Origin of the sequence: Occultella glacieicola, from assembly GCF_004353825.1 — a bacterium.
GTDB classification, from domain to species: domain Bacteria; phylum Actinomycetota; class Actinomycetes; order Actinomycetales; family Beutenbergiaceae; genus Occultella; species Occultella glacieicola.
The window spans coordinates 306,092-331,253 of record NZ_SMNA01000005.1 but is presented as its reverse complement, the minus strand read 5'-3'; the positions used below and the strand labels follow the sequence as shown (position 1 = coordinate 331,253).

The following is a 25,162-nucleotide window of genomic DNA, read 5'->3' as shown; positions in this document are numbered from 1 at the left end:
GCCCAAAGGTGCCCCCTGGGGTAGATTTGATCGTGCAAGCCACAGTTGTGGACAACCATGCGCCTTACCCCGTCTCAAGGAGCCCTGAACATGCAGAAGTCTTTCCGCTTAAGAGTCCGAGTCGCCGCCGTCGCTGCTGCCGCCGCACTCGGACTTGTCGCTATTGCCCCTGCCGCCATCGCCGCCACGCAGGATGACGGTTCCGTCGCCACGGGCTGGGGCGACGAACTGATCCGCAACGGGTGGGGCGACGAACTGATCCGCGCCGGCTGGGGCGACGAACTGATCCGCAACGGGTGGGGCGACGAATTGATCCGCGCCGGCTGGGGTGACGAACTGATCCGCAACGGCTGGGGCGACGAACTCATCTGACCTTCGAGGTCCCGGGGGCCCGTGTGGACACCATCTCGGTGTTCCCACGGGCCCTTCGCGTGGGTACTGCCGATGGTTCGGCCACACGGGGCGGACCGTCTTGCCACCTGACCCGCCGCGCGCCGGACCGGGCCGGTGCGAGACGATGACCCCGCGATGACACCGACCCCCGAGCACACCACGTCCCTGCGATCGATGATCCCCGGCGTGTACCTGCCCTCGTTGCTGTTCGAGATCGGCGTGGGCGCGATGCTGCCGCTCATCGCGGTCACCGCGATCGGCCTCGGCGCGGATCTGGCCACCGCGGCACTGGTGGCCGCGCTGCTGCCGATCGGGCAGATCCTCGCCGATGTGCCCGCCGGGATGCTTGCCGCCCGGTTCGGGGACCGCCGGGCCATGATCGGCTCGTCGGTGGTGGCGATGGGCGGCATGGCCACCCTGGCGCTCGCACCGAACCTGCTCGTGATCGGCGTCGGCGTGCTGCTCGTGGGTGCCACGAACTCGGTGTACACCCTCGCCCGGCAGTCCTACCTGACCGAGGTGATCCACCCACTGCGCCGGGCCCGGGCGCTGTCCACGCTCGGCGGCGTGGCCCGGATCGGGCTGTTCATCGGCCCGTTCGCCGGCGCCGCACTGGTCCACGGCGGCGCGGACACCGCGAACGCCTACTGGCTCGGGGTGGGCACGTCCCTGCTCGCGGCCGTGGTGGTGATCCTCGCGCCGGAGGTGGCGCACGAACGCACGGTCGCCGCCCGGGACGCGGCACCGCGCCGTCCGATGCGGACCGTGTTCGCCGAGTACCTGCCGGTGTTCCGCACCCTGGGCGTGGCCGTGCTGCTCGTCGGCGCGGTCCGTGGCGCCCGCCAGACGGTCCTGCCCCTGTGGACCGAACACCTCGGCTTCGAACCCTCCGCCACCGCCCTCGTGTTCGGGATCTCCGGCGCCGTCGACATGCTGCTGTTCTACCCGGCCGGCAAGGTCATGGACCGGTTCGGTCGGCTCTGGGTGGCGATCCCGTCGATGCTCGTCATGGGCGCCGCGATGATCGCGCTGACCTTCACCGAGGGCCTCGTCAGCATCAGCATCGTGGCCATGGTCATGGGCTTCGGCAACGGCATCGGCTCCGGCATCCTGATGACCCTCGGCGCGGACACCGCACCACCGGCCGAGCGGGCCCAGTACCTCGGCATCTGGCGGCTGTTCTCCGACTCCGGCAGCGCCTCCGGGCCGCTCGTGGTCTCCGCCGGGACCGCGCTCGGGTCGCTCGCGGCCGGGATCGCGACGATGGGCGCCCTCGGCGCCGTGGCCGCGCTCGCCCTGTGGCGCTGGGTACCCCGCTGGTCGGAGCACGCGAACCGGACCACCCGCCGTCGGGCCGGGATCCTGTGAGCATCGACCCGGCGCACACCCAGGCCGGCGCCCGGATCCGCTTCGAGTGGGGCCATGCCGGCGCCGCCCTGATCCGGCCCGGCGGGATCGCCGTGGTCGTGGACGTGCTCAGCTTCAGCACCACCGTCTCGGTCGCCGCGGACCTCGGCGTCGAGGTGCTGCCCTACCCCTGGGCCCGCGGCGATGCCGCCGACCATGCCCGGCGGCACGGGGCCGCGCTCGCGGTGCGCCGGGACGAGGCCTCGCCCGGGCAGGTCAGCCTCGCGCCGGGCTCGCTGCGCCGGGCCGGCGACGTCCGCAAGGTGGTGCTGCCCTCGCCGAACGGCGCCACGATCTCCCACCGGCTGCAGTCCGCCGGTGCGCGGGTGGTCGCCGGGTGCCTGCGCAACGCCACGACGGTCGGCCGGTGGGCCGCCGCGCGGGACGTGGACGTGCTCGTGATCGCCGCCGGTGAGCGCTGGCCGGACGACACGCTGCGGCCCGCCGTCGAGGACCTCTGGGGTGCGGGTGCGGTCGTCGACGCGTTCGCCACCGCCCTGCCCGACGGCGGTGCTGCGGCCCGCCCGGACGGCACCCCGGGTGGGTGCTCGCCCGAGGCGCGGGCGGCCCGGGACGCCTATCTCGCGGCGCGCGCGGCGTCGGCCGCCGCCGGCTGGGAGGGTTTGCTGGCCGACCTCGCCAGCGGGCGCGAACTCACCGCCGCCGGCCACGGCGAGGACGTCCGGATCGCCGCCGAAGTCGGCGCCGGCGAGTCGGTCCCGCTCCTCACCGGCGCCATCGGCGACGGCCACGGGTTCGTCGGGGCCCAGCTCCCCTGACGCGACCTGCCGTTGGTCCCTACCCGACCCGCACGTCGGGTCAGGCGGACGCGGCGCCCGGTGACGCGCCGTCGGGCAGATGCACCTGCGCCGCGTGCGCCCCTGTGGGAGACTCGAAATCGAAGCCACCAGCGCAGGAGGCGTCATGTCGGAGACGGTCGAACAATCCAGCGATCTGAAGGCGGCGGAGCCGGACGAGGCCACCGCGTTCGCGCATGTGCTCGCCTTCGCTCGCAAGGTCGCCCACGAGTTGGAGGCGGCCCGGGTGCCGCGGGACGAGTGGCTGGCCCAGGAGTATCGGCCGGCGCACTCGGCCGAGCAGTTCGGCTGGCACCAGCTCGGCGAGTCCGTTCGGGTCCCCACCATGGAGCGACGCGAGCCGATCGACGGGTGGCGGGTGTTCGGGACCCCCGTGGAGGAGCGCTATGTCGCCGACGGCAGGGGTGAGCGCGTCGGCCCGGAGGTCGGGCGCCGGGTCCGCGAGCTCTGGCTGCTGCACACCGGCGAACTCCGTGACGTCATGCTCACCACGGATGCCTCCGGGGCGACCACCGCCGAGCGGACCGAACTCGACCGGGGGGCGGTCGGCGACCTGGTCCGCGAACCCGAGTGGACCGAGGACGTCACCCGGGTGCATGGGCAGCTGCACGTGCACCGGTACCGCACCGACGGCGACCTCGTGCACACCGACCCGGTCCCGGCGCTCTCGGGCCTGATCACCGCGCTGCGCACCCGGGTCCACGAGGCGCGCTGACCGGCGGCGACCGGCCCACCTGCCATGATCGGTGCGTGCCCCACGCCCCCGAACGCCGCCTCGAGGTAGCGCCCGCGCGGGTGGCCCGCTGGGTGGAGGGCTTCGCCGAACGGCACGACGGCGCCCGCCTCGTCCGGCCGGGAGCCGGCCGCGACGCGGCACCGGCCGGGTCGCACGTCCCGGAACCACCGCCCGACGGCGTGGTGCTGCTCGGCGGGGACGGCGCCACCGCCGTCCTGACGGCCTGGCCGGGCGAGCCCCCCAGTGCCCTCGACCGCCTGCCCGACTGGGCGCACGGCCCGGCCGAACTCGTCCTGATCCTGCTCCGCCGTGGCGGGTACGCCGTCGGGCGGGCGCACGGCGCCGACCTGACCGCGCACAAGAGCGGCACCCGCTACGTGCAGTCGCGTACGGCCGCGGGCGGCTGGTCGCAGCAACGCTTCGCCCGACGGCGGGGCAACCAGGCCGACGAACTGGTCACCGCGGTCGTCGGTCACGTCGTGCGGATGCTCGCCGAGCATCCCGTGCCGCCCGCCGGGGCCGGGCTGGTCCTCGGCGGGGACCGGGCGCTGGCGGCGCAGGTCCTGGCCGAGCCGCGGTTGCGCGCCGTGGTCGACCTGCCCCGGCGGTCCTTCCACGACATCGGCGACCCGCGGCTGCAGGTCCTGACCGAGGTCCTCGGCCGGGCCCGGGGCGTTCGGGTGGCGATCCGGGAGCCCGGCGAGCGCTGAGCGAGGGTCCCCGGCGGCCAATCACCCGGGCATCACCCACACGGCGGGAGCCCGGGTTGCGCGCGCGGTGTCGCGGGCAAGTATCGTGAGGTCAGGGGGACGACCAGGGGCAGGGCCGGACCTGACCGAGACGAAGGACGAGTGATGAGCGCCGCAGCGACGCGAGGGGATGGGACGGGTCCGATCGATGGGGATCTGGCCACCGTGCGAGCCTCGGCGACGATCGTCCACCCGCTCACCGAGCAGCTCCGGGACCGGCTCACCCACCCACGGTGGGGCAACGAGCTCCTCGTCGACGAACTCATCGAGGCGATCACGCTGCTTGTCACCGACGACGCCGGGCTGCCGCTGGCCGAGCCCCGGTGGCGCTACGAGGTCACGGCCGTCGGCATGGCCGTGAACAGGCGCGGCCGGGTCACCCGCCGACCCGAGGTGGCGGTGTTCGCCCCCGAGGACCTGCCCGAGCAGTACCGGGGCCTGCTCCAGGGGCCCGAGACGCTCTTCGCCCGGATCTCGTCCACGATCACCGATTCGCTCGACTCCTCCCGGCTCGTCGACTGAGACCGGCCCGACCGGGCGACTAGGGTGGGCCTGCCCGCCGCAGCCCGCGCGGGACGTCACGAAGGATCTCCCCATGCCGCGCCGCCTTGTCCAGTCCGCCGCCGTGCTCGCGCTCGGACTGCTGACCGGGCTGTTGGCCGGGTGCACGGACCCGTCGCCGCAGACCTCACCCTCGGCGACCGAGACCGCCACGGCGCAGGCCTCGACGAGCCCCAGCCCCGAGGCGACCACAGCCACGCCGGAACCGGGGAACGAGGCGGACATCGACTTCGCGAACGCGATCCGGGTCTACCACGCGCAGAGCTCGCAGATGCACCAGGCCATCCTCAGCAAGGCCGGGGTGCCCGACGACGTCCTCACGCTGGCCGGGACCCTCGCGAACGTGCAGGGCCGCGAGAGCGGGGACCTCGAGGCGCTGCTGGTCACCTGGGGGGAGGAGCCTGTCGATCCGGCGACCGCCGGCATCCGCACCGGGATGCTCACCCCCGAGGAGTTGCAGAACCTGTTCACCGGCAGCGGCTCCGACGCGACCGTCGTCTACCTGACCGGGATGGTCGGCCACCACGAGGCGACCCTGGACCTCGCCGAGCAGGTGCTGACCACCGGGTCCAGCCCGGAGGTCGCGGCCATCGCCGAGGAGATCACCTCCTCCCAGCCCGAGGAACTGGACGAGCTGCGCGCGCTGCTCGCCGCTACCGGGCCCACCGGGTCCGAGAGCAGCTCCGGCTGACCACGAACGTTGCCGGGGTCGCGTCGACCGGCCACCGACGAGAGGGAGAACACGTGCGGATCCTGGTCACCGGAGCCGGCGGCATGCTCGGTACGGACGTCGTGGCGAGCCTGCGCGCGGCCGGACACGACGTGCTGGCACGCTCGCGCGCCGACCTGGACATCGCGGCCGGCCCGGTCCCGCCGGAAGCCCTCGGTGGGTCCGCCCTGGTCGTCAACTGCGGCGCCTGGACGGCCGTGGACGACGCCGAGAGCGCCGAGGCGCAGGCGTTCACGGTGAACGCCGTCGGCGCCGCGCACCTGGCCCGGGCGTGCGCCGGGGCCGGTGCCCGGCTGGTGCAGATCTCCACCGACTACGTGTTCGCCGGGGATGCCACCACGCCGTACGCCGAGGACGCCCCGATGGCCCCCCGGTCGGCGTACGGGCGCACCAAGGCCGCGGGCGAGTGGGCGGTGCGGGCCGAGGCACCGGAGCACTGGATCCTGCGCACCGCGTGGCTGTACGGCGCCCACGGGCCCAACTTCGCCGCGACCATGGCGCGGCTCGCCGGGGATCGGGACTCGCTCAGCGTGGTCGATGACCAGATCGGGCAGCCGACCTGGACCGTGGACGTCGCGCAGCTGATCGTCGCGCTGATCGCCGCGGACGCCCCCACCGGCACCTACCACGCCACCTCCTCGGGGCGGGCGTCCTGGTTCGACTTCGCCCGCGCCGTCGTGGGCAGTGCCGGGCACGACCCGGCGATGGTGACCCCGACGGACTCGGGGTCGTTCGCGCGGCCGGCGCCACGCCCCGCCTGGTCGGTGCTCGGTCACGACGGGTTCGGCGCGATCGGCGTCGAACCGATCGGGGACTGGCGCGAGCGGTGGGAGCAGGCCGCGGCGGTCGTCCTCGGCGCGTCGGCCTGAGGCCCGCTCGAGGCCGGCCGGGACCGCCTGGACGTCGTCCGCCGAGGCTGTTCACGTGTCGTTCAACTTGCGGTTCGGCGGGTACTCCATACTCGGGCCGTGACCTCCTCATCGCCGCTGCGCGCCGCCGAGTACCCGCACGCCGACCATGTGCTGGTGCACCTGTCCGACACCCATTTCCTGCCCGATGGACAACTGCTGCACGGTGTCGCGCCCGTGCGTGAGCACCTCGAGGCACTGCTCGCGGACCTCGAGTCGACGAACCTGAGCCCGGAGGCCCTGATCTTCACCGGGGACCTGGCGGACCGGGGCGAGGAGGAGGCGTACCGGAACCTGCGCGGGATCGTGGAGCCGCTCGCGCAGCGGCTCGGCGCCGAGCTGATCTGGGTGATGGGCAATCACGACGACCGCGCCACCCTGCGGCGCACCCTCCTGGACACACCGGCCGGCAGCCCCGGCCTCATGGAGCCCTACGACCGGGTGGTCATGCTCGGCGGGTTGCGCCTCGTGGTCCTCGACTCCACGGTGCCCGGCCGGCACCACGGCGAGATCACGCCCGAGCAGCTGGACTGGCTGGCCGGGGTGCTCGCCGACCCCGCGCCCGAGGGCACCATCCTCGCGCTGCACCACCCGCCGGCGCCCTGCGTCATGGACCTGCTGGTCACGTTCGAGCTGCGTGACCAGCGGGCGCTCGCCGACGTGCTCACCGGCACCGACGTGCGCGCGATCCTGGCCGGTCACCACCACTACTCGTCCTCGTCCACCTTCGCCGGCATCCCGGTGTCGGTGGCGTCGGCCACCTGCTACACCCAGGACCTGCAGACCCCGGACCGGGGCACCCGCGGCCGCGACGGCGCGCAGGCCTTCAACCTGGTGCACGTCTACGCGGACACGATCCTGCACTCGGTGGTCCCGATGGGCGGCGGCGCCACCGTCGGCGAACAGGCCGACGCCGCCCGCACCGCCGAGCGGCTCGCGGCGGCCGGCATGTACATCCCGGACGCGCACGTCCCGAGCCCCGCCCGCTGACGCGCCACCGTGCACCTGCTCACCAACCCACTGCTGCGCTACCGCTGGGGTTCCGAGGACCTGCTCCAGCGCCTCCTCGGCGTGCCCACGGACGGCCACCCGCTCGCGGAGGTACGAATCGGGGCGCTCGGTGAGGCGTCGTCGCAACTGATCGACGGCGGCCACGCGGTGCGTCTGGACCGGTACGTAGCGGCACACCCGGCGGCGACGCTCGGGGATGCGGCCACCGGGGGCCACCGGCTGCCCTTCGGGGCCCGGCTGCTCGCCACCCGGGCTCCGCTGCCGCTGCAGGTGTGCCCGGACGCCGGCCAGGCCCGGACCGGGCACGCCCGGGAGGAGGCCGCCGGCGTCGACACCTACGCCGCGCAGCGGCTCTACCCCGACGCCTCGGCCCGCCCCGGCCTGATCCACGCGTTCGCACCGGTGCGGCTGCTCGGCGGGTTCCGGCCGGTGGCGGCGACCCGGGCCTCGCTGGACGGGTGGGATCTGTCCGTGCTCGACCCGATCATCTCGGCCCTGGCGCAGGCCGGCCCCGGTGACGAGCTGCTCTACGCCCTCACCACGCTGCTCGCCTCAAGCGCGGCGAAGCAGCGCCAGATCGCCGACGGCCTTGCGCGCGCGGCGGCGGCACAACCGGAGCACCCCGACGCGGCCCTGGTGTCGCTGCTCGCGACGCATCACCCGGGCGACGTGGGCGTGGTCCTGGCCCTGTTCCTGAACCGGGTCCGGATGGAGCCCGGCGAGGTCAGGTATCTGCCCCCCGGGATGATCCACGGCTACCTCAGCGGGATGGGTCTGGAGCTCACGGGTGCCTCCGACAACCTCGTGCGGGCGGGCCTGAGCCTGGAGCACGTGGACCTGCGCCAGGTGCTCCGGATCGCGGACCTGCACGTCGGCGAGCCGCCGCGGTTGGAGGCCGAGCCCGACGGCGGCGCTTCCCTCTTCACGTCGCCCGCGGGTGATCTGGGGTTGTGGCGCTCGCCCGGCGCGCGCGGCCAGGTGCCCGGGCCGGCGGCCGGGCCGCGGTTGGTGGTCTGCCTGCACGAGTGGGCTCCCGAGGTCGGCGCGGGTGCGGGCGGCCGCTCGACGGTCTCGCTGACGTCCGACACCGGTGGCCTGACGCTCTCGGCGGGCCAGAGCGCGTTCGTCTCCGACGCCGACGGCCCGCTCCGGGTCCGGTCCTCCGGCCCGGTACTGGTGGCCCACCTGCCGGACGCGCGGTAGCGACGCGGCTTGCGCCCGGGTGGACCGGTGCCGCATCGTGAAGGGATGCCGAGCGGATCGAGCACAGACGTCCAGATCGAGTGGCGGGCGCCGGTGTCCGACGACGAGCTCGTCGAACTCACCACGTCCCACGGCGGCACGCCCGAGGTCGGCTGGTGGGACCGGGTGCGTCCGCACTCACTCGGATGGGTGAGCGCCCGAACGGAGGATGGCCGGCTCGTCGGGTTCGTCAACGTCGCCTGGGACGGCGGCGATCACGCCTTCCTGATCGACACGAAGACGCGGCCGAGCCACCAGGGACGCGGCGTCGGCACCGCCGTCGTCGCCCACGCGGTCACGCAAGCGCGCGCGGCCGGATGCGAGTGGCTCTTCGTGGACTTCGAGCCGCCGCTGGCGCGGTTCTACCTGGACGCGTGCGGATTCCGGGCCACCCCCGCCGGCCTCATCCACCTCACCGACTGAGGCACTCCTCCACCACGCCGGGGACGCCGCCACGCACTCTCGGCTGCCGACGTCCAACTTCCAACGTTTCACTTTCCGGATGGAACGATTGAGGGTGGACGTCGGCGCGGATCGGGGTGGGTCTCAGCCCACGTCGCTCAGGACGACGGCGAGTTCGTCCCGGGAGTGGATCGCGAGCTTCGTGTAGGCCTTGCGCAGGTGGTACTCGATCGTCTTCGGGCTCAGGAACAGGGCCGCCGCGGCCTCCCGGGTGGTCCGGCCCTCAGCGAGCAGGAGGCACACCTGAAGTTCCTGCGGCGTGAGGGCGCCGGGGCCCGCGGCTTCGCGCGGCCGCACGTGCTCGCCGGTGGCCTCCAGCTCGGTCCGGGCGTTCGCCGCCCAGAGCCGCGCCCCCAGCTCGTCGAACGACGTCAGCGCGGCGCGCAGGGAGGTGCGGGCGTCGACCCGTCGCCCGGCCCGACGCAGCCGCATCCCCAGTGCCAGCTGGGTCCGCGCCGTCTCGAACTCGTCCCGGGTGTGCCGGTGGTGCGCCAGCGCGGAGGCGAAGTGCGTCTCGAAGTCCTCGTCGGTCGCGATCAGGCCGAGCGCCCGGTCGGCCCGCGCGAGGGTCCATGGTCGCCCGCTCGCGGCCGCTGCGGCCGTGAATCGCGCGGTCACCTCGGCCGCGGCGTCGGCGGCGCCGGTCCGCAGCAGGGCATCGACCAGGTCCGGCCCGGGATGCAGATCGGGGTCGCCGACCTGGTCCTGATCGAGCCGGGCAGCGACCCCACCGAGCCGTTGCGCGGCCTCGACCGGCCTGCCCTCGGACAGGGCCAGCTCGCCCACGGCGAGTTCGCACCAGATCTCACCGAAGCGGATCGATCGCTCCCGGCAGCGGGCCAGCGCGTCCGCGGCGTGCTCCCGGCACTGTGCGGCCCGACCGGAGCGGGCCTCGAGGCAGGCCAGCCCCGCAAGCGACATCGCCAGCTCGCCGCCCTGACCGGTCTCCCGGGCCAGCCGGGCCGCCTCGTCGTAGTTGGCCGCCGCCCGGTCCCAGGCGTTCGTGGTCGCCTGGTCGCGGGCCACGTGGAAGAGCAGGTTCGGCAGCGCCCCCACACCGACCCGCTCCCGCACCCGGTCCACGAGGGTGCGCAGCTCGCTTCCGGCGTCGGCATCACGCAGGAACAGCGGCGCGAGCAGCAGCCACGGAAGCGCGGCCGGATGCGCGAGCGGGTCGACGTGGTCGGCCAGCTGCGACACGGCGTCGGAGAGCACTGCCCTGCTGTCCCGGCCGAGCAGTACTCCGGCGGTTCCGGACGCGGCCAGCCCGACGGCGCCGGCCACGGGGTCCGTCGCGAACGGCAGGGCGGCGGCGAGCCGCGCGTCGATCCGCCGCATGGCGGTGGTGTCGGTGAGGTACATGCAGGCATGCCACGCCTGCGCCAGGATCAGCACCCGCTGGTCGGGATCGGCGAGCTCGGCCGCGCGCTCGAGAAGACCGAGGCCCTCGCGGGCCGAGCCGGAGCGCACGGCGATAGTGGCCCGTAGCTCGGATCCGGGCGCGGTCGCAGGTCCGCTCGGTGGCTCCACCTCGTCGAGCAGGGCCAGGGCCCGATCGCGTTGGCCCCCGGCCCAGGCCGCGCGGGCGGCGGCGATCATCCGGTCGTGGCTGTCGCCGGGGTCCGGGCTCAGCCGCGCCGCCCGTTCGTAGGCCGTCGCGGCGACCGTGAACGCGGTGCGCGCGCTGGCTCGGCCGCCGAGGTCCGCGAGGAGTGCGGCGACCGGCTCGTCGAGGTGGGTCGTGGCCGCCGCGAGGTGCCAGGCGTGGCGGTCGGCGTCCACACCGACGAGTTCCGCGGCCAGGGCGAGATGCGCCCGCCGCCGCAGGTCGGGCGTCACCGAGCCGTAGGCGGCCGCCCGCAGGAGCGGGTGCCGGAAGGTCACGTGAGCGCCGTCGACGGCGATCAGGCCGGCTCCGGACGCACCGTCCAGGCCGGCGGGGTCCACGCCGAGACGGCCACAGGCGGCGCGGGTGAGCCGAAGGTCGTCGCCGGCCATCGCGGCCACCATCGCGACGGTGCGCTCGTCCGGGGTGAGTGCCTCCAGCCGCCGGGCGAAGGTGCGCTGCAGTCGGTCGGGCAGGGTCCGCGGCAGGCCAGCGCCGGCGGCGTCGCCCGGGTCCGGCTCGCCGGCCAACTCGAGTAGGGCCAGGGGGTTCCCGCCGGTTGAACGGTACAGCCCGTCGACGTCGCGCCGGCAGTCCGATGAGCCGAACGCCTCGGCCAGCAGATTCTCCGCGGCCTCGGGGGACAGGCCGCCGAGCTCGATCGTGGGCATACCCCGCACCGGTTCCGGCAGTTCGGCGCTGCGCCCCGCGATCAGGATCGCGATCGGGTCGTTGTGTACCCGGCGCGCCGCGAACGCGAAGGCGTCGACGGAGGGTTGGTCCGCCCACTGCACGTCGTCGAGCACCACAACCACCGGCCCATCCTCGGCATACCGGCTCAGCAGGCTCAGCGTCGCGGCACCGATCGCGAACCGGTCCGGTTCGCCGCCGTGCCGCAGGCTCAGCGCGGTGCCGAGGGCCAGTGCCTGCGGGGCCGGAATATCATCGAGAAGCGGTAGCGCGGGCAGCACCAGGGCGTGCAGCGCAGCGAACGGCAGATTCCCCTCGGACTCCGCGGGCGTCGCCCGAAGCACGCGCACGCCACCTGGCGGCAGGCTCTCGAGCGCTCCGGTGAGCAGCGACGTCTTGCCGACGCCCGGTTCGCCGATGATCGTCAGCACCCCTCCGCTGCCCAGGCGCGCCGAGGCCAGGAGGCGGGACACCGTCTCCTGCTCGGCCGCCCTGCCGAGGAGCGTCACCGCTCAAGTGTAGGGAGCCGCCGCAGTCGAATTCGCGGGATCGATGTGGTTCCGACGTACCCGGTGCGTCGGAACCACACCTCAACAGTGGGCCGGTGGGCGGCGAGCGCGGAGCGGAAGGAACGTGCGGGCGCGGTCGCCTCGCGTGGTCCCCTCGCATGCCTGGGCCGCAGTGGTGCGATTCCGAGGTGCCCAGTGCGTCGGAATCACATCGCTGACGCTCCGACCTGTGCTGCGGGGCGGCGATCCTGGGGCGCTCGCGGCGGGGCGTGTGCGGGTGACCGGCCGGGCTCGCGGCGGGGCGTGTGCGGGTGAGCCCGCCGGGCTCGCCGCCTGGCGTGTGCGACCGTGAGCGCCCGCTGACGCTTGACCCGTGCCGCACAGGCGTGGCTCCGACGCCTGGCGGTCCACAGGGGTGGGCGCGCGATCGGGCATCTGCTACTACAGGCGTGACACCGTGCCGCGATGTCGGAACGGTTCGAGCTCGATCGCGTGCCCCTATTGGAGCTGCTCTCGGTGCAGGACGGCGTGGTCGCACGGTGGCAGTTGCTCGAGGCGGGTGCCCTGCTGCATGACATCGAACGGATGCTCCGGCGGCGCGAACTCCGGCGCGTCCATCCCGGCGTCTTCGTGAACCACACCGGCCCGCTGACCCGGCGGCAGCGGGAGTGGGCCGCGGTGCTGACGGCGTGGCCGGCCGCGTTGGCGGGCGCTTCCGCGTTGCCCGGTCCGGCTCCGGCGCACGTGCAGATCGCGATCGCACGCGCCCGCACTCTCCGGCTGCCGAAGGGCGTGGAGGTCCGCCGCATGAGCGACCTCCAGCGACGGGTGCTGTGGCATCGGGCGCCACCGCGGGTGCGGACCGAGCACGCGACGATCGACGAGATGTCGAAGCACATCCGCGCGGGGGACGTGGCCGCGGGTTTCGCCACGCTCGCCAGGGTCGCACAGTCGCGCCGGACCACGCCGGAGCGGATCCTGGTCGCGCTCGCCAGCCGTCGACGTGTTGCCGGGCGAACGATGATCGTCTCGATGCTCAACGACCTGCGCGACGGCGTGTGCTCTGTACTCGAGCGTGGCTATCGCGACAACGTCGAGCGCGCCCACGCGCTTCCGCGCGCGAGTCGCCAGCACGAGAGCTCGTCGCTCGGGATCCGCACCCACCAGGACGTCAGGTACACGCGGTTCGGGCTTGTGGTGGAGCTCGACGGTCTGGCCTTCCACGGCGACGCCGCCGCACGTGACGATGACGCTGCCCGCGACCTGGCCGAACTGGCTGCCTCCGGGGCGCCGACCGCGCGGGTCACGTACGGGCTGGCCTTCACCACGCCGTGCCGGACCGCCCGGTGGATCGCCGAGATCCTGCACCACCGCGGCTGGGCCGACGAGCTCGAACCTTGCCCGCGCTGCACATAGGACCCCGCTCAGCGCTAACGGTGCGATTGCGAGGTGCTGGGTGCCTCGCAATCACACCACAACAGGCTGGGCCGCATGCGGGGAGCGGTGGGCCCGGTGCGCTGGGGGAACGGGGCCGGGTGGGCGGAGCGGGGTGGGCGGAGCCGGGTGGGCGGAGCGGGGTGGGTGGAGCGGGGTGGGCGGAGCGGGGTGGGTCCCCTCGGCCCATGCCTGACCCGCTGTGGTGCGGTTGCGAGCCACCCGGTGCGTCGGAATCACACCACGGACGCTCCCGCCAGGCCAGGGGCCGGGCGGGTGAGGTGCTGGTTCGGACCAGGTGGGGCACCTGACGCGGGCCGGTGCCGCGCGAACCTACGTTCTCAAGTCACGGCATCAGCCGCGAACCACAACCCACTTCACACCGAGGAACCGACGGAGGATCCGATGAGCACCGAGACATCCGCACCGAGCACCCAGCAGGCCGCGAGCACGCCAGCCGTCACCCCGCCGACCGCCCCCGAGTCGGCTGCCAGCGCGCCGCCGGAGGCACCCCCCGCCGTCGACATGGACGCCCTGATGGCGTTCGTGTTCCGTGCGGTCGACGAGGTCGGCGCCACCCTGAACGCCGCCCTGGTCGTCCTAGGCGACAAGCTCGGCTACTACCGCGACCTGGCCGCGCACGGTCCCAGCACGCCGGCCGAACTCGCGGCCCGTACCGGGACGGCGGAGCCGTACGCCCGCGAATGGCTGAACGCCCAGGCCGCGGGTGCCTACCTGACCTACGACCCGCCGTCGGGCCGGTACACCCTGCCGCCGGAGCAGGCCATCGCGCTCACGGTCGAGGACAGCCCCGCGTTCCTGCCCGGGTTCTTCCAGATCGCGCTCGGCACCGTGCACGACGTCGACCACATCCTCGACGCGGCCCGCAACGGGTCCGGCTTCGGCTGGCACGAGCACGTCACCGACGTGCACGTCGGGTGCGAGCGGTTCTTCCGTCCGAGCTACAACGCGAACCTGATCGATTCCTGGCTGCCCGCCCTCGACGGCGTCGTAGAGAAGCTGCAGGAAGGGGCCCTGGTCGCGGACGTCGGTTGCGGCCACGGGGCCTCGACCGTGCTGATGGCCCAGGCGTTCCCGAACTCGCGGTTCGTCGGCTCCGACTACCACGAGGCCTCGATCGCCACCGCCCGGCGCCGGGCCGCGGACGCGGGGGTCGCCGACCGGGTGGACTTCCAGGTGGCGCCCGCGCAGGCGCTCCCGGGCTCGGGCTTCGACCTGATCACGATGTTCGACTGCCTGCACGACATGGGTGACCCGGTCGGCGCCGCCACCCAGGTTCGGCAGGCCCTCGCGCCGGGCGGGACCTGGATGGTGGTCGAGCCGATGGCCGGCGACCACGTCGAGGACAACCTGAACCCGGTGGGCCGGGCGTACTACGGCTTCTCCACGCTGCTGTGCACGCCCGCGTCCCTGTCCCAGGATGTCGGTCTGGCCCTCGGCACCCAGGCCGGCCCGGCCCGGATCCGGGACGTCGCCACCGCGGCGGGCTTCACCCGGTTCACCTCGGTGGCCCAGACCCCGTTCAACCGGGTGCTCGAGATCCGGGCCTGACCCCCGGGGCGGACATGAGGTCGGCGGCACTGCGGAAAGGCTGGGCGATGAGTGCCGAACCGGAGGACACTGCGGACATGACGGGACGTCCCGTGCTCGGGCGAAGCAGCCCGACGCGAGCCAGGGTCCTCCGGTTCACCCCCGCGGCCGGGGACCGGGACGAGCCACGGCCGGTCCGGGCGCCGGGGACCACCGGCGTCACCGTCCGGGACGGCGTGGCGATCCCGTACGCGGTCTACGGGTCCGGCCCCACCACGATCCTGCTGCTGCCCACCTGGTCGCTCGTGCCGTCCCGGTTCTGGAAGGCGCAGGTGCCTTACCTGGCCCGGTACTTCCGGGTGATCACGTTCGACGGGCGGGGCAGCGGCGCCGCCGGGCGGCCGTCGGGGGCGTCGGCCTACACCGACGAGCAGTACGCGGCCGACGCGGCCGACGTGCTGGACGCCACCGGGACCGACCGGGCCGTGATCGTCGGCTACTCCTGCGGCGCGGCGTGGGCGGTCCACCTCGCCGTGGGGCACCCGGACCGGGTCGCCGCGCTCGTGGCCATCGCGCCGTCCTGCGGCCTGGACGTGGCGGCGCCGGAGCGGGAGAGGTACGCCTGGGACGGCCAGCTCGACACCACGCAGGGCTGGGCCAAGTACAACAAGGAGTACTGGCTCGGCGGCGGGTACGACGACTACGTCGACTTCTTCGCCCGGAGGATGTTCACCGAGCCCCACGCCACGAAGCAGATCGAGGACGTGGTGGCGTGGGCCCACCAGATCGATCCGCAGACCCTCGCGGACACGACGGCCGGCCGGCTCGGCCTCGAGGGCGCCACCCGGATCAGGCTCGATCCGCTGTGCGAGCGGGTGCGCTGCCCCGTGCTCGTGGTGCACGGGGTCCAGGACGCGCTGCGCCCGGCGGCCATCGGGATCCGGCTCGCCGACCTCACCGGTGGCGACCTGGTCCTCGTCGAGGGCGGCGGCCACGGCCTGCCCGCCCGGGACCCGGTCCGGACCAACCTGCTCATCAAGGAGTTCGCGATGGATGCCACCACCGCCCGCGCCGCCCCGCCCGCCCCGAGCACCACGGACCGACCGGACCCGCGCTGGAGCCCGAACCCCCGCCGTCGGACCTGGACGCGCGCGCAGCGGCGCCCGCGCCGTGCCCTGTACCTGTCCTCCCCGATCGGCCTCGGCCACGCCCGGCGGGACCTCGCCGTCGCCCAGCAGTTGCGCCTGCACCACCCGGACCTGGAGATCGACTGGCTCACCCAGCACCCGGTGACCCGGGTGCTGGGCGACGCCGGGGAGCGGGTGCACCCCGCGTCCGCGTGGCTCGCGAACGAGTCGGCCCACATCGAGGACGAGTCCGCCGACCACGACCTGCACGCGTTCCAGGCCATCCGTCGCATGGACGAGGTCCTGGTGAACAACTTCATGGTGTTCGCCGACGTGGTGCGGGAGGAGAACTACGACCTCGTCATCGGCGACGAGGCGTGGGACGTCGACTACTTCCTGCACGAGAACCCCGAGCTCAAGCGCTTCTCGTTCGCGTGGATGACCGACTTCGTCGGGTGGGTGCCGATGCCCGACGGCGGCGCCGCCGAGGAGGCGCTCACGGCCGACTACAACGCGGAGATGATCGAGCAGCGGGCGCGCTACCGCCGGGTCCGCGACCGCTCGATCTTCGTCGGGAACCCCGACGACGTCGTGGACCTGACGTTCGGGCCGGGGCTGCCGGGCATCCGCGAGTGGACGGAGGCGAACTTCGACTTCGCCGGGTACGTCACCGGCTTCGTGCCGCCCACCGACGCGGAGCGCGCGGCGTTGCGACGGGGGCTCGGACTCGGCGCCGACGACCGGCTCTGCGTGGTCACCGTGGGCGGCTCGGGAGTCGGCACCGCACTGCTGCACCGGGTCCTGGACGCCGTGCCGGCGGCGCGCCGGGCGGTTGACGGACTGCATGTCCTCGTGGTCACCGGTCCGCGGATCGATCCCGACGACCTGCCCCGACGGCGTGGGGTCACCTACCGGGGGTACGTCCCCGACCTGTACCGGCACCTGGGTGCCTGCGACCTGGCCGTGGTCCAGGGCGGCCTGACCACGTCGATGGAGCTCGCCGCGGCCGGCCGTCCGTTCCTGTACGTCCCGCTCCGGCACCACTTCGAGCAGAACGTGCACGTGCGGCACCGGCTCGAGCGGTACCGGGCGGGCCGGTGCGTCGAGTACGAGGAGGCCTGCGACCCGGACGCGCTCGCGGCCGCGATAGCCGCGGAGATCGGGCGCGCCTCGACGGCACTGCCGGTGGAGACCGCCGGCGCGGCGCGGGCCGCGGCGATGCTCGCGGAACTCCTCTGATGCGCGCGCTCGCACCGACCCGGGCCGGCGAGGTCGGCGTGCGCGGGGTCCGCACGCACTACGAGGTCTTCGGCACCGGCGGGCCGACCGTGTTCCTGCTGATGCCGGACGTCATCGCGCAGGGCCGGGCCTGGAAGGCGCAGGTGCCGTTCCTGGCCCGGACCTGCCGGGTGGTGACCGCGGACCCGCGCGGCAACGGTGGGTCGGACCGGCCCACGGACCCGGCCGACTACGCGTTCGATGGCATGGTCGAGGACGCCTGGGCGGTGCTGGCGGAGGTCGGGTCCGCCGCGGCCGTGCTGTGCGGCGTGTGCTCCGGCGCCGGTCTGGCGCTGATCATGGCCGCCGAGCATCCGGAGCGGGTCCGCGGCGTCGTCGCGATCAATCCCGGGCTGCCGTTGACCCCGCCGCACCCGTGGAAGGTCGCCCACGACTTCGATGCCGTGCTCGACACCGAGGCGGGCTGGGCCAAGCTCAACCGGAACTACTGGCAGCGCGACTGGCCCGCCTTCACGCGGTTCTTCTTCGACCAGATGTTCCCGGAGCCGCACTCGAGCAAGCAGGTCGAGGACATGGTCTCCTGGGCCGGCCCGACGGCGGAGGCGAACCTCGCGGACGTCGGTGCGCCGCCGTCGAGGTACTCCGGGGAGGCCGCGGCCCGCGCCGCGTGCGCGGCCGTGCGGTGCCCGGTGCTCGTGATCACGGGCACCGAGGACCGGTGCCAGCCGCCCGAGCGGGGCCGGATCGTCGCGGACCTGACCGGGGGCGAGCACGTCGAGATCGACGGCGCCGGGCACCTGCCGATGGCCCGCGACCCGGTCTTCGTGAACCTGCTCCTGCGGGACTTCATCACCCGGGCCACCCGCTGACCCGCCCCTGACCCGCCGCCGACCCGCGAGGGTGCGGTCCTGCGGCCGATCGGCGCGATCCGCCGCCCGATCGCACCCTCGCTCGCTCAGACGGTGTAGAGCAGGTCCTCGCCGGCCAGGAAGCGGCGCAGGTTCTCCTCGATCCGCAGCTCCGGGTCGTGCGGCCGGCCGCCCGCGATGTGCGGAGTGACGATCAGGTTGGGGGAGCCCCAGAGCGGGTCGCCGGCGGGCAGCGGCTCGGTGGCGAAGACGTCCAATGCCGCCCCGCCGATGGTGCCGTCGGTGAGTGCCTGCTTGAGTGCCGCCTCGTCCACGGTGGCGCCGCGGCCGACGTTCACGAACCAGGCATGGGTGGGGAGCGCGCCCAGGATGGCGGCGTCGACCACGTTCTGCGTGGTCGGCAGCGCCGGGAGGATGTCCACGAGCACGTCGGCGTCGGTCAGTTCGCCCGGCAGGTCCGCGGGGGTGATCACCCGGTAGCCGCTGCGCTCCCCGGCCGTAGTGGCCACGCCGACCACCTCGGCGCCGAGGCCGGTCAGGTGGCCGGCCAGCCGGGTCCCGATCCCGCCGAACCCCCAGATCACGACCTTCGCCCCGTACAGGGTGCTGAACGTCTCGGTGGTCCCGAACGACTGGTGCGCGGACGGGTCGGAGTACCACTCGTGGGCGTCGCCGGCCCGGACCGCCACGTCGAGGCGCCGGGCAGCGGCGAGGATCAGGCCGAGGGTGTGCTCGGCGACCGGTGCGTCATGGAGACCGCCACCCGACGTCACCACCACGGAGGGGTCGAACCCGGCCGCGGCCACCGCGTCCGTGCCGGCCATCAGCGCCTGGATCCAGCGCAGCCGCGGCAGTTCCGCGACCATGTCGGCGAGCCGCTGACCGGAGATCGCCCACACCACGATCGCCTCGGCGTCGCGGTGCTCGTCCGGGATCGGGGCGGCGTTGTCGTACGTGGCGGTCGTGACGCCGTCGGGCACCGTGACGGACAGCGGGATCGAGGTCGGCAGCAGCAGTTTCACTCGGAGATTCCTTCGTCGTTGATGAGGTGGACGCGGTGCAGCCACCAGAAACCGATCCAGCCCAGCACCACGCCGGTGATGCAGATCAGGGGCCAGCGACCGTCGATGACGGTTCCGGTCAGGTGCAGCACCCCGAACACCACCAGGGCGGCCACCCAGGCGCCGATGCCGATCAGGGTGAGCGCCTTCGCGTTCACCCGGGCGGGCGCGAGTTCCTTCGGCGCCGGGCGGTCGGGGGAGGGGAGCACCCCCCGATCGTAGGACAGGTCGGCATCCGCCCGGGCGGGGAGTCCGAAAGGTGTTGCCCGGCCGCCGGCCTCTGCCAAGATGGCGACCCATGAGCACCCCTCGCACCGAGAGCGCGCCCGCGACCTCCGGTCCCCTGGACAGGTTCTTCAAGATCACCGAGCGTGGTTCGACCGTCGGCCGGGAGATCCGCGGTGGCCTGGTCACGTTCTTCGCGATGAGCTACATCATCGTGCTGAACCCGTTGATCATCGGCACCGTCGCGGACGGCACGGGCGCCTTCCTCGGCGGCGACGAGGCGACGTCGGTCGCCAAGGTGGCCGCCGCGACCGCGCTGATCGCCGGCGTGATGTCCGTCGCCATGGGGGTGTTCGCGAACTTCCCGATCGCGATCGCCGCCGGACTCGGGTTGAACGCCGTGGTCGCGTTCTCGATCGCGATCCTGCCGGACATGACCTGGGCGGACGCCATGGGCATCGTGGTGATCGAGGGCATCATCATCGGAGTCCTGGTGCTCACCGGGTTCCGGGAGGCCGTGTTCAAGGCGGTGCCGGTCGAACTCAAGACCGCGATCAGCGTGGGCATCGGGCTGTTCATCGCGTTCATCGGCTTCGTCGACGCGGGCATCGTCCGGATCCCGGCCTCCCTGGCCACCCCGGTGGAGCTCGGGATCGGCGGCTCCCTGGTCGGCTGGCCGATGCTGGTGTTCGTGCTCGGGCTGCTCCTGACGATCGTGCTCTGGGTCAAGAAGGTGAAGGGCGCCCTGCTCATCTCGATCATCGCCGCCACCGTCCTGGCGATCATCATCGAGGCGATCGCGCAGGTCGGTCCGCAGGTTCCGGACGGGTCGAACGCGGACGGGTGGAAGCTGAACACCCCGGCCATCCCGGACTCGCCGGTCGCGGTGCCGGACTTCGACCTGCTCGGGAACTTCTCGCTGTTCGGCTCGATCGAGAAGGTCGGCCTGATCACGGTCGTCCTGCTCGTGTTCTCCCTGCTGCTCGCCGACTTCTTCGACACGATGGGCACGATGGTCGCGGTCGGCAGCGAGGCCGGGCTGCTGGACGAGCAGGGCAACCCGCCGCGGACCCGGGCGATCCTCGTGGTCGACTCCATCGCCGCGGCCGCCGGTGGCGCCGGGTCGGTCTCGTCCAACACCAGCTACATCGAGTCCGCGGCCGGTGTGGGGGAGGGGGCCCGGACCGGGCTCGCCTCGGTGGTGACCGGGATCGCGTTCCTGCTCGCCACGTTCCTGTCCCCGATCGTGGACATCGTCCCCTCGGAGGCCGCCACCCCGGCGCTGGTGCTGGTCGGCTTCCTGATGATGTCCCAGGTCACCGGGATCGACTGGAAGAACATCGAGGTCTCGTTGCCGGCGTTCCTGGCGATCGTGCTGATGCCGTTCACCTTCTCGATCACTGCGGGCATGGGCGCCGGGTTCATCGCGTTCGTGGTCATCAAGGTCGCGGTCGGCAAGGCGGCGAAGGTGCACCCGCTGATGTGGGGCGCGGCCATCCTGTTCGTCCTGTACTACATCCGGGGACCGCTGCAGGTCTGGTTCGGCTGACGGGCGGACGACGCCAGGAGGGCCACCCGCCGGCTCGGCGGGTGGCCCTCGGTTCGAGTGCGGGCCGGTGCGGGTCGGTCAGCGGCCGATCCGGATGCCGTCCGGACGCCACGCCACGACGACCGACGGCCGCGGGACGGACGTGCCGCCGTCGGGCCAGTGCGAGAACTGGTTCTCGAACGAGGCGCCGGACGCCTCGCCCGGGTGCTGCACGCACACCAGCACGCGGGTCTCGGTGACCTTCGGACCGCAGGTCTCCGCGGAGGTCGGCACGGTCAGGAACTGCTTGACCTGACCCCGGTACTCCCCGTCGACGGCGACCCCGAACAGGCCGTCGTTCGTGCCGAGGGCGTTGCCGTCGGTGCTGATCCAGAGATTCCCGTACGGGTCGAACGTGACGTTGTCCGGGCAGGAGATCGGGGAGACCTGTGACTTGTCGTACCCGGCGAAGTAGGTGCTCGGGTCGTTCGGGTCCCCGCAGAGCAGGAAGATCCGCCAGCCGAAGGCGAGGGCGAGCGGGTCGTTGCCGGTCTCCAGGAGTTCGATCACGTGGCCGTGCCGGTTCGTCGAGCGGGGGTTCGTCTCGTCCGGGCCGGGGTTCGTTCCGGTGCCGCGGTTGCTGTTGTTGGTCAGTGCCACGTACAGCACCCCGGTCAGCGGGTTCGTCTCGACGTCCTCGGGCCGGTCCATCTTCGTGGCCTGGACGGCGTCGCCGGCCTGCCGGGTGAACACGAGCACCTCGATGCCGGTCATGCCCTCCACGTGCGAGGTTGCGCCACGTTCGTCGCTGGTGACCAGCGGGATCCACTCGCCGGCGCCGTCGAACGCGCCGTCGCTGGGCAGCGTGCCGGACCCGTCGATCTCCTCGGCCGGGGAGTTGCCGGTGAACCTGGCCACGTAGAGCGTGCCGTTGTCCAGCAGGGTGTCGTTGTGCTCCGGGTCGTTCCGGCGGAACTGATCGCGGGAGACGAACTTGTACAGGTAGTCGAACCGTTCGTCGTCGCCCATGTAGGCGACCACGTGGTTGTGCTGACCCAGGTGGACGTTGGCCGCCTCGTGCTTGAACCGGCCGAGCGCGGTGCGCTTGCGCGGGGTGGACTCGGGGTCGAACGGGTCGACCTCGACGATCCAGCCGAACCGGTTCACCTCGTTCGGCTCCTGGCCGAGGTCGAAGCGGGAGTCGTACGCCTCCCACTTGCGCTGGGAGGCGCCGCCACCCAACCCGTAGCGGCGCAGCCGCTCGCGAACCACCGGGTCGGTGACCGCGTCCGCGTTGGCGAAGTACTGGTTGAAGTTCTCCTCGGCGGTCAACCAGGTGTTCCACGGGGTGATGCCGCCGGCGCAGTTGTTCAGGGTGCCGAGCACGTCGCGGCCGCGGGGGTCCGCGGCGGTCTTGACGTAGTCGCTGCCGACCACGGGACCCGAGAGCCGGAACTCCGTGGTCGCGGTGAGGCGGCGGTTCAGGCGGTGGTCCACGACGGTGGTCAGCTCGCCGGAGGGGCGTCCCCGGGCGGCGCCCGTGACGCCCACGACGGTGAGGCCGTGCGCGGCCCAGGCGATCTCCACCTGCTCCTGCGTCGGTGCCGCCGGGTCGTACCCGGGAAACATGATCTCCTCGTTCGTGTACTCGTGGTTGATCACCATGACGTGCTCGTCGCGGCGGATCTCGAAGAGGTCGAGGTGGTCGTTGTTGTAGCCGAACTGGCGCGCCTGGCCGGCGGCCGTCTGGTTCTCGGGGTCGAACTCCGGCGCGTCGGAGAAGAGCGGGTCGCCCCAGCGGACGAGGACCTTGGAGGTGTACCCCTCGGGCACGGTCACGGCGTGCTCGGAGTTCGGTGCGACGGGGGTGAAGGCGAGCCCCCGGGCGGCCCGGTTCGGGGCCGCGGACGCGGGCTGGGCCCCGAGCGCGGCGGCGCCCGCGCCGGCCACCGCGACGACGGCGCCCACCTTCAGCAGGCTCCGGCGGGAGAGCCCAGCGGCGATGATGTCGCCGAGGTAGGCACCGGCGGACGCGTTCGGCACCTCGTGGAAGCACGCGTCTCCGCAGCGGTACAGGCAGGTCATGGGCGAGCGGTTGCTGCTGTGGTTGGGCAGCAGCGGCAACAGCTTGCGAGGGGAGGTCGGCATGGGACTGCTCCTTCACAGGATGGGGACGCTAGGGACGCTAGGCCGCCCCGGGGCGGGCCGGGTGAACGCCCCGTGACCAGTCGTTGACAGTTCGGGAACGGCCGATTTACGCCGCCTGAACGTGCGCTAAATCGCCGGGGCGCCCCACGATCCTCCGGTGTTGGAATTTACTTAGCCGAACTAATCATCTAAGATGAGGTACCGTGACCGACTCCAGCCCTCTCCCGCAGGCGAGTTCCGCCGTCGGTCCCGAGGACCCCGTGGTGCCGAGTCGCCGCCAGCAGAACCGCGGAGACGGCGGCCTCGCAGCGCGCTTGCGGGTCACCCTGCTGCGCACGTCCCGGCGGCTGCGCGCGGAGCGGTCCAACGCCGTCAGCGAGGCGCAGGGAGCAGTGCTCGGCAGCCTGTTCAACCAGGGCCCGCAGAGCCCCACCGCGCTCGCCGAGCGGGAGCACGTGAGCGCGCCGACCATGACCAGGACGATCCAGACCCTCGTCGAACTCGGCATGGTGACCAAGGCGCCCCACCCGCAGGACAAGCGGCAGGTGATCGTCTCGCTCACCGAGGGGGGCGAGCAGCACATCATCGCCACGCGGCGCCGCCGCGACCAGTGGCTCTCCCGACGGCTGGCGTCCCTGACGCCCGCCGAACGTCAGACGCTGTCCGACGCCGAGGAGATCATGCGGAGGATCTACACCCAGTGAGTTCGATGTTCGCCTCGTTGAGGCTCTACAACTACCGGCTGTGGTTCGCCGGTGCCCTCGTCGCCAACGTGGGCACCTGGATGCAGCGGATCGCCCAGGACTGGCTGGTCCTGACCGAGCTGTCCGACGACTCCGGCCTCGCCGTCGGGATCGTCACCGGCCTGCAGTTCGCACCGTCGGTGCTGCTCAGCCCGTACGCGGGACTGCTCGCCGACCGGATCGACCGGCGCAAGCTGCTGATGGCCACGCAGGGGATCCTGGGGGTCCTCGCCGCCGCGCTCGGCGTCCTGGTGCTGTTCGGCCACGCCGAGTTGTGGCACGTGTACGTCTTCGCGACCCTGCTCGGGGTGGCGAGCGCGTTCGACGCCCCGGCCCGGCAGACGTTCGTCTCCGAACTGGTGCCGGCGAGCGGACTGGCCAACGCCGTGGCCCTGAACAGCGCGTCCTTCAACGCTGCCCGGCTGATCGGACCGGGCGCCGCGGGGCTGCTGATCGCCCTGGTGGGACCGGGCTGGGTGTTCCTCATCAACGCCGCCTCGTTCGCCGCCACGATCTTCGTGATGGCGATCATGCGGGTCGGCGAGCTGCACGTGTCGCCGCGCGTCGGCCGTGCCAAGGGACAGCTGCGGGCCGGGCTGTCGTATGTCCGGCGCCGCACCGACATCACGATGATCATGATCATCGTGTTCGTGGTGGGCGGCCTCGGGCTGAACTTCCAGCTCACCTCCGCGGTGATGGCCCGGATCGAGTTCGGCAGGGACGCCGGCGAGTACGGCATCCTCGGCTCGATCCTGGCGATCGGTTCCCTCGCCGGCGCGCTCCTGGCCGCCCGGCGCAAGCGGCCCCGGGTCCGCAGCGTGATCGCCTCGGCCGCCTTGTTCGGACTGTTCTCCGGCCTGATGTCGATCGCGCCCACCTACGAGTTGTACGCGCTCGCCTGCATCCCGGTGGGGTTCTTCTCCATCACCATGCTCACCTCCGCGAACGCCGCCATCCAGATCAGCACCGACCCCGCGATCCGCGGCCGGGTGATGAGCCTGTACGTGGTGGTGCTGTTCGCCGGGAACCCGATCGGCTCGCCGTTCGTGGGCTGGGTCGCCGAGGCCTGGGGACCGCGCTGGTCCATCGGGATCGGCGCGATCGCCTCCGTGCTCATCGCCGCAGCCGCCGCCCTGTGGGCCCGCCGGCACTGGCAGGTCGAGGTCTCCTACCGGATGGGCCGCCGCCCGCATCTGGTCCTCACCAACGCCGAGGAGCGCGCCGCCCGGGAGCGCGCGCAGGTCGAGGTGGCCTCCCAGCAGGCCGCCGACGGTGGCCAGGCCGCCTGACAGCCCGCCCGCCCTGAGGCGGTCCGGCGTGCCGCGGGTCAGGCCAGGGCAGCACATGAGCCGGATGCCTTCGGCGCCGTCCACACCGTGGACGCGCCTTGCCGGGCGCGGCGTCCTCGGGGCTAG

At 73.1% G+C, this 25,162-nt stretch carries 22 protein-coding genes; 18 read left to right on the top strand and 4 right to left on the bottom strand.

All coding sequences use genetic code 11. From position 1 onward, the window contains the following. The first annotated feature begins 90 nt into the window (after nt 1-90). The 11 genes from EXU48_RS11880 (at nt 91) to EXU48_RS11830 (ending at nt 8,978) form a co-directional block, all read left to right on the top strand. On the top strand, nt 91-372 hold the full coding sequence (locus EXU48_RS11880) for a hypothetical protein (protein WP_133107862.1): 282 nt from the start codon (nt 91-93) through the stop codon (nt 370-372). 156 nt (nt 373-528) lie between these two features. Further along, entirely contained in the window at nt 529-1,761 is a 1,233-nt protein-coding gene (locus EXU48_RS11875) for an MFS transporter (RefSeq protein ID WP_133107861.1), read from the top strand. After that, nucleotides 1,758-2,579, top strand: coding sequence for a 2-phosphosulfolactate phosphatase (locus EXU48_RS11870; protein WP_207947708.1), 822 nt, complete (start codon nt 1,758-1,760; stop codon nt 2,577-2,579). The genes EXU48_RS11875 and EXU48_RS11870 overlap by 4 nt, the downstream gene beginning before the upstream one ends. Nucleotides 2,580-2,724: 145 nt before the next feature. Then, nucleotides 2,725-3,333 carry a hypothetical protein gene (locus EXU48_RS11865; protein WP_133107860.1) on the top strand — a complete coding sequence of 203 codons (609 nt, stop codon included), beginning with the start codon at nt 2,725-2,727 and terminating at the stop codon, nt 3,331-3,333. Nucleotides 3,334-3,368: 35 nt separating this feature from the next. Further along, the gene (locus tag EXU48_RS11860; RefSeq protein WP_133107859.1) at nt 3,369-4,064 is read left to right on the top strand and encodes an acVLRF1 family peptidyl-tRNA hydrolase; all 696 of its coding nucleotides are present in this window, start codon (nt 3,369-3,371) and stop codon (nt 4,062-4,064) included. Between the two features lie 144 nt (nt 4,065-4,208). Continuing rightward, complete coding sequence (locus EXU48_RS11855) at nt 4,209-4,625, top strand: hypothetical protein (protein ID WP_133107858.1); 417 nt, start codon at nt 4,209-4,211, stop codon at nt 4,623-4,625. Nucleotides 4,626-4,698: 73 nt separating this feature from the next. Next, complete coding sequence (locus EXU48_RS11850; protein WP_133107857.1) at nt 4,699-5,355, top strand: DUF305 domain-containing protein; 657 nt, start codon at nt 4,699-4,701, stop codon at nt 5,353-5,355. Nucleotides 5,356-5,408: 53 nt separating this feature from the next. Next, entirely contained in the window at nt 5,409-6,263 is an 855-nt protein-coding gene (gene rfbD, locus EXU48_RS11845; RefSeq protein ID WP_133107856.1) for a dTDP-4-dehydrorhamnose reductase, read from the top strand. Between the two features lie 99 nt (nt 6,264-6,362). Next, nucleotides 6,363-7,292, top strand: coding sequence for a phosphodiesterase (locus EXU48_RS11840; RefSeq protein ID WP_133107855.1), 930 nt, complete (start codon nt 6,363-6,365; stop codon nt 7,290-7,292). A gap of 9 nt (nt 7,293-7,301) precedes the next feature. Next, nucleotides 7,302-8,516: a type I phosphomannose isomerase catalytic subunit gene (locus EXU48_RS11835; protein WP_133107854.1), complete on the top strand. Its 1,215-nt coding sequence runs from the start codon at nt 7,302-7,304 to the stop codon at nt 8,514-8,516. A 45-nt stretch (nt 8,517-8,561) separates the two neighbouring features. Next, on the top strand, nt 8,562-8,978 hold the full coding sequence (locus EXU48_RS11830) for a GNAT family N-acetyltransferase (RefSeq protein ID WP_133107853.1): 417 nt from the start codon (nt 8,562-8,564) through the stop codon (nt 8,976-8,978). 123 nt (nt 8,979-9,101) lie between these two features. On the opposite strand, the gene EXU48_RS11825 is transcribed toward EXU48_RS11830, so the two are convergent. Next, nucleotides 9,102-11,822 carry an ATP-binding protein gene (locus EXU48_RS11825; RefSeq protein ID WP_133107852.1) on the bottom strand — a complete coding sequence of 907 codons (2,721 nt, stop codon included), beginning with the start codon at nt 11,820-11,822 and terminating at the stop codon, nt 9,102-9,104. 465 nt (nt 11,823-12,287) lie between these two features. On the opposite strand from EXU48_RS11825, the gene EXU48_RS11820 reads away from it, so the two are divergent. The 4 genes from EXU48_RS11820 to EXU48_RS11805 all read left to right on the top strand — a co-directional run bounded on the left by EXU48_RS11820 (nt 12,288) and on the right by EXU48_RS11805 (nt 18,042). After that, nucleotides 12,288-13,238 (top strand): hypothetical protein, encoded by a 951-nt coding sequence (locus tag EXU48_RS11820; RefSeq protein WP_133107851.1) that lies wholly within the window; start codon nt 12,288-12,290, stop codon nt 13,236-13,238. Between the two features lie 423 nt (nt 13,239-13,661). Beyond that, the gene (locus EXU48_RS11815) at nt 13,662-14,828 is read left to right on the top strand and encodes a class I SAM-dependent methyltransferase (protein WP_207947707.1); all 1,167 of its coding nucleotides are present in this window, start codon (nt 13,662-13,664) and stop codon (nt 14,826-14,828) included. 77 nt (nt 14,829-14,905) lie between these two features. Further along, on the top strand, nt 14,906-17,173 hold the full coding sequence (locus tag EXU48_RS11810; protein ID WP_133107850.1) for an alpha/beta hydrolase: 2,268 nt from the start codon (nt 14,906-14,908) through the stop codon (nt 17,171-17,173). After that, on the top strand, nt 17,173-18,042 hold the full coding sequence (locus tag EXU48_RS11805; protein WP_133107849.1) for an alpha/beta fold hydrolase: 870 nt from the start codon (nt 17,173-17,175) through the stop codon (nt 18,040-18,042). Before EXU48_RS11810 ends, EXU48_RS11805 begins: the two co-directional genes overlap by 1 nt. Before the next feature lie 86 nt (nt 18,043-18,128). Here the strand turns inward: EXU48_RS11805 and EXU48_RS11800 are convergent, their stop codons facing one another. Together EXU48_RS11800 and EXU48_RS25055 are read right to left on the bottom strand one after the other, a co-directional pair. Beyond that, nucleotides 18,129-19,064 (bottom strand): NAD(P)-dependent oxidoreductase, encoded by a 936-nt coding sequence (locus tag EXU48_RS11800; RefSeq protein WP_165962781.1) that lies wholly within the window; start codon nt 19,062-19,064, stop codon nt 18,129-18,131. After that, entirely contained in the window at nt 19,061-19,312 is a 252-nt protein-coding gene (locus EXU48_RS25055) for a hypothetical protein (protein ID WP_165962780.1), read from the bottom strand. Before EXU48_RS25055 ends, EXU48_RS11800 begins: the two co-directional genes overlap by 4 nt. Before the next feature lie 89 nt (nt 19,313-19,401). Here EXU48_RS25055 and EXU48_RS11795 point away from each other — a divergent pair, with 89 nt between their 5' ends. Then, nucleotides 19,402-20,877 (top strand): NCS2 family permease, encoded by a 1,476-nt coding sequence (locus tag EXU48_RS11795; protein WP_133107847.1) that lies wholly within the window; start codon nt 19,402-19,404, stop codon nt 20,875-20,877. A gap of 78 nt (nt 20,878-20,955) precedes the next feature. Here EXU48_RS11795 and EXU48_RS11790 read toward each other — a convergent pair whose 3' ends face one another. Then, nucleotides 20,956-23,004: a PhoX family protein gene (locus EXU48_RS11790; protein WP_133107846.1), complete on the bottom strand. Its 2,049-nt coding sequence runs from the start codon at nt 23,002-23,004 to the stop codon at nt 20,956-20,958. A 203-nt stretch (nt 23,005-23,207) separates the two neighbouring features. Here EXU48_RS11790 and EXU48_RS11785 point away from each other — a divergent pair, with 203 nt between their 5' ends. Together EXU48_RS11785 and EXU48_RS11780 are read left to right on the top strand one after the other, a co-directional pair. Continuing rightward, nucleotides 23,208-23,708, top strand: coding sequence for a MarR family winged helix-turn-helix transcriptional regulator (locus EXU48_RS11785; protein WP_235856980.1), 501 nt, complete (start codon nt 23,208-23,210; stop codon nt 23,706-23,708). Continuing rightward, on the top strand, nt 23,705-25,036 hold the full coding sequence (locus EXU48_RS11780; protein WP_133107845.1) for an MFS transporter: 1,332 nt from the start codon (nt 23,705-23,707) through the stop codon (nt 25,034-25,036). Before EXU48_RS11785 ends, EXU48_RS11780 begins: the two co-directional genes overlap by 4 nt. Nucleotides 25,037-25,162 lie beyond the last annotated feature (126 nt).

Excerpts from the sequence above, each read along its gene's own strand:
- EXU48_RS11880 (WP_133107862.1), top strand. The coding sequence starts at position 91 with ATGCAGAAGTCTTTCCGCTTAAGAGTCCGAGTCGCCGCCGTCGCTGCT.
- EXU48_RS11875 (WP_133107861.1), top strand. The coding sequence starts at position 529 with ATGACACCGACCCCCGAGCACACCACGTCCCTGCGATCGATGATCCCC.
- EXU48_RS11865 (WP_133107860.1), top strand. The coding sequence starts at position 2,725 with ATGTCGGAGACGGTCGAACAATCCAGCGATCTGAAGGCGGCGGAGCCG.
- EXU48_RS11855 (WP_133107858.1), top strand. The coding sequence starts at position 4,209 with ATGAGCGCCGCAGCGACGCGAGGGGATGGGACGGGTCCGATCGATGGG.
- EXU48_RS11850 (WP_133107857.1), top strand. The coding sequence starts at position 4,699 with ATGCCGCGCCGCCTTGTCCAGTCCGCCGCCGTGCTCGCGCTCGGACTG.
- EXU48_RS11830 (WP_133107853.1), top strand. The coding sequence starts at position 8,562 with ATGCCGAGCGGATCGAGCACAGACGTCCAGATCGAGTGGCGGGCGCCG.
- EXU48_RS11820 (WP_133107851.1), top strand. The coding sequence starts at position 12,288 with ATGTCGGAACGGTTCGAGCTCGATCGCGTGCCCCTATTGGAGCTGCTC.
- EXU48_RS11815 (WP_207947707.1), top strand. The coding sequence starts at position 13,662 with ATGAGCACCGAGACATCCGCACCGAGCACCCAGCAGGCCGCGAGCACG.
- EXU48_RS11810 (WP_133107850.1), top strand. The coding sequence starts at position 14,906 with ATGACGGGACGTCCCGTGCTCGGGCGAAGCAGCCCGACGCGAGCCAGG.
- EXU48_RS11805 (WP_133107849.1), top strand. The coding sequence starts at position 17,173 with ATGCGCGCGCTCGCACCGACCCGGGCCGGCGAGGTCGGCGTGCGCGGG.
- EXU48_RS11795 (WP_133107847.1), top strand. The coding sequence starts at position 19,402 with ATGAGCACCCCTCGCACCGAGAGCGCGCCCGCGACCTCCGGTCCCCTG.
- EXU48_RS11790 (WP_133107846.1), bottom strand. The coding sequence starts at position 23,004 with ATGCCGACCTCCCCTCGCAAGCTGTTGCCGCTGCTGCCCAACCACAGC.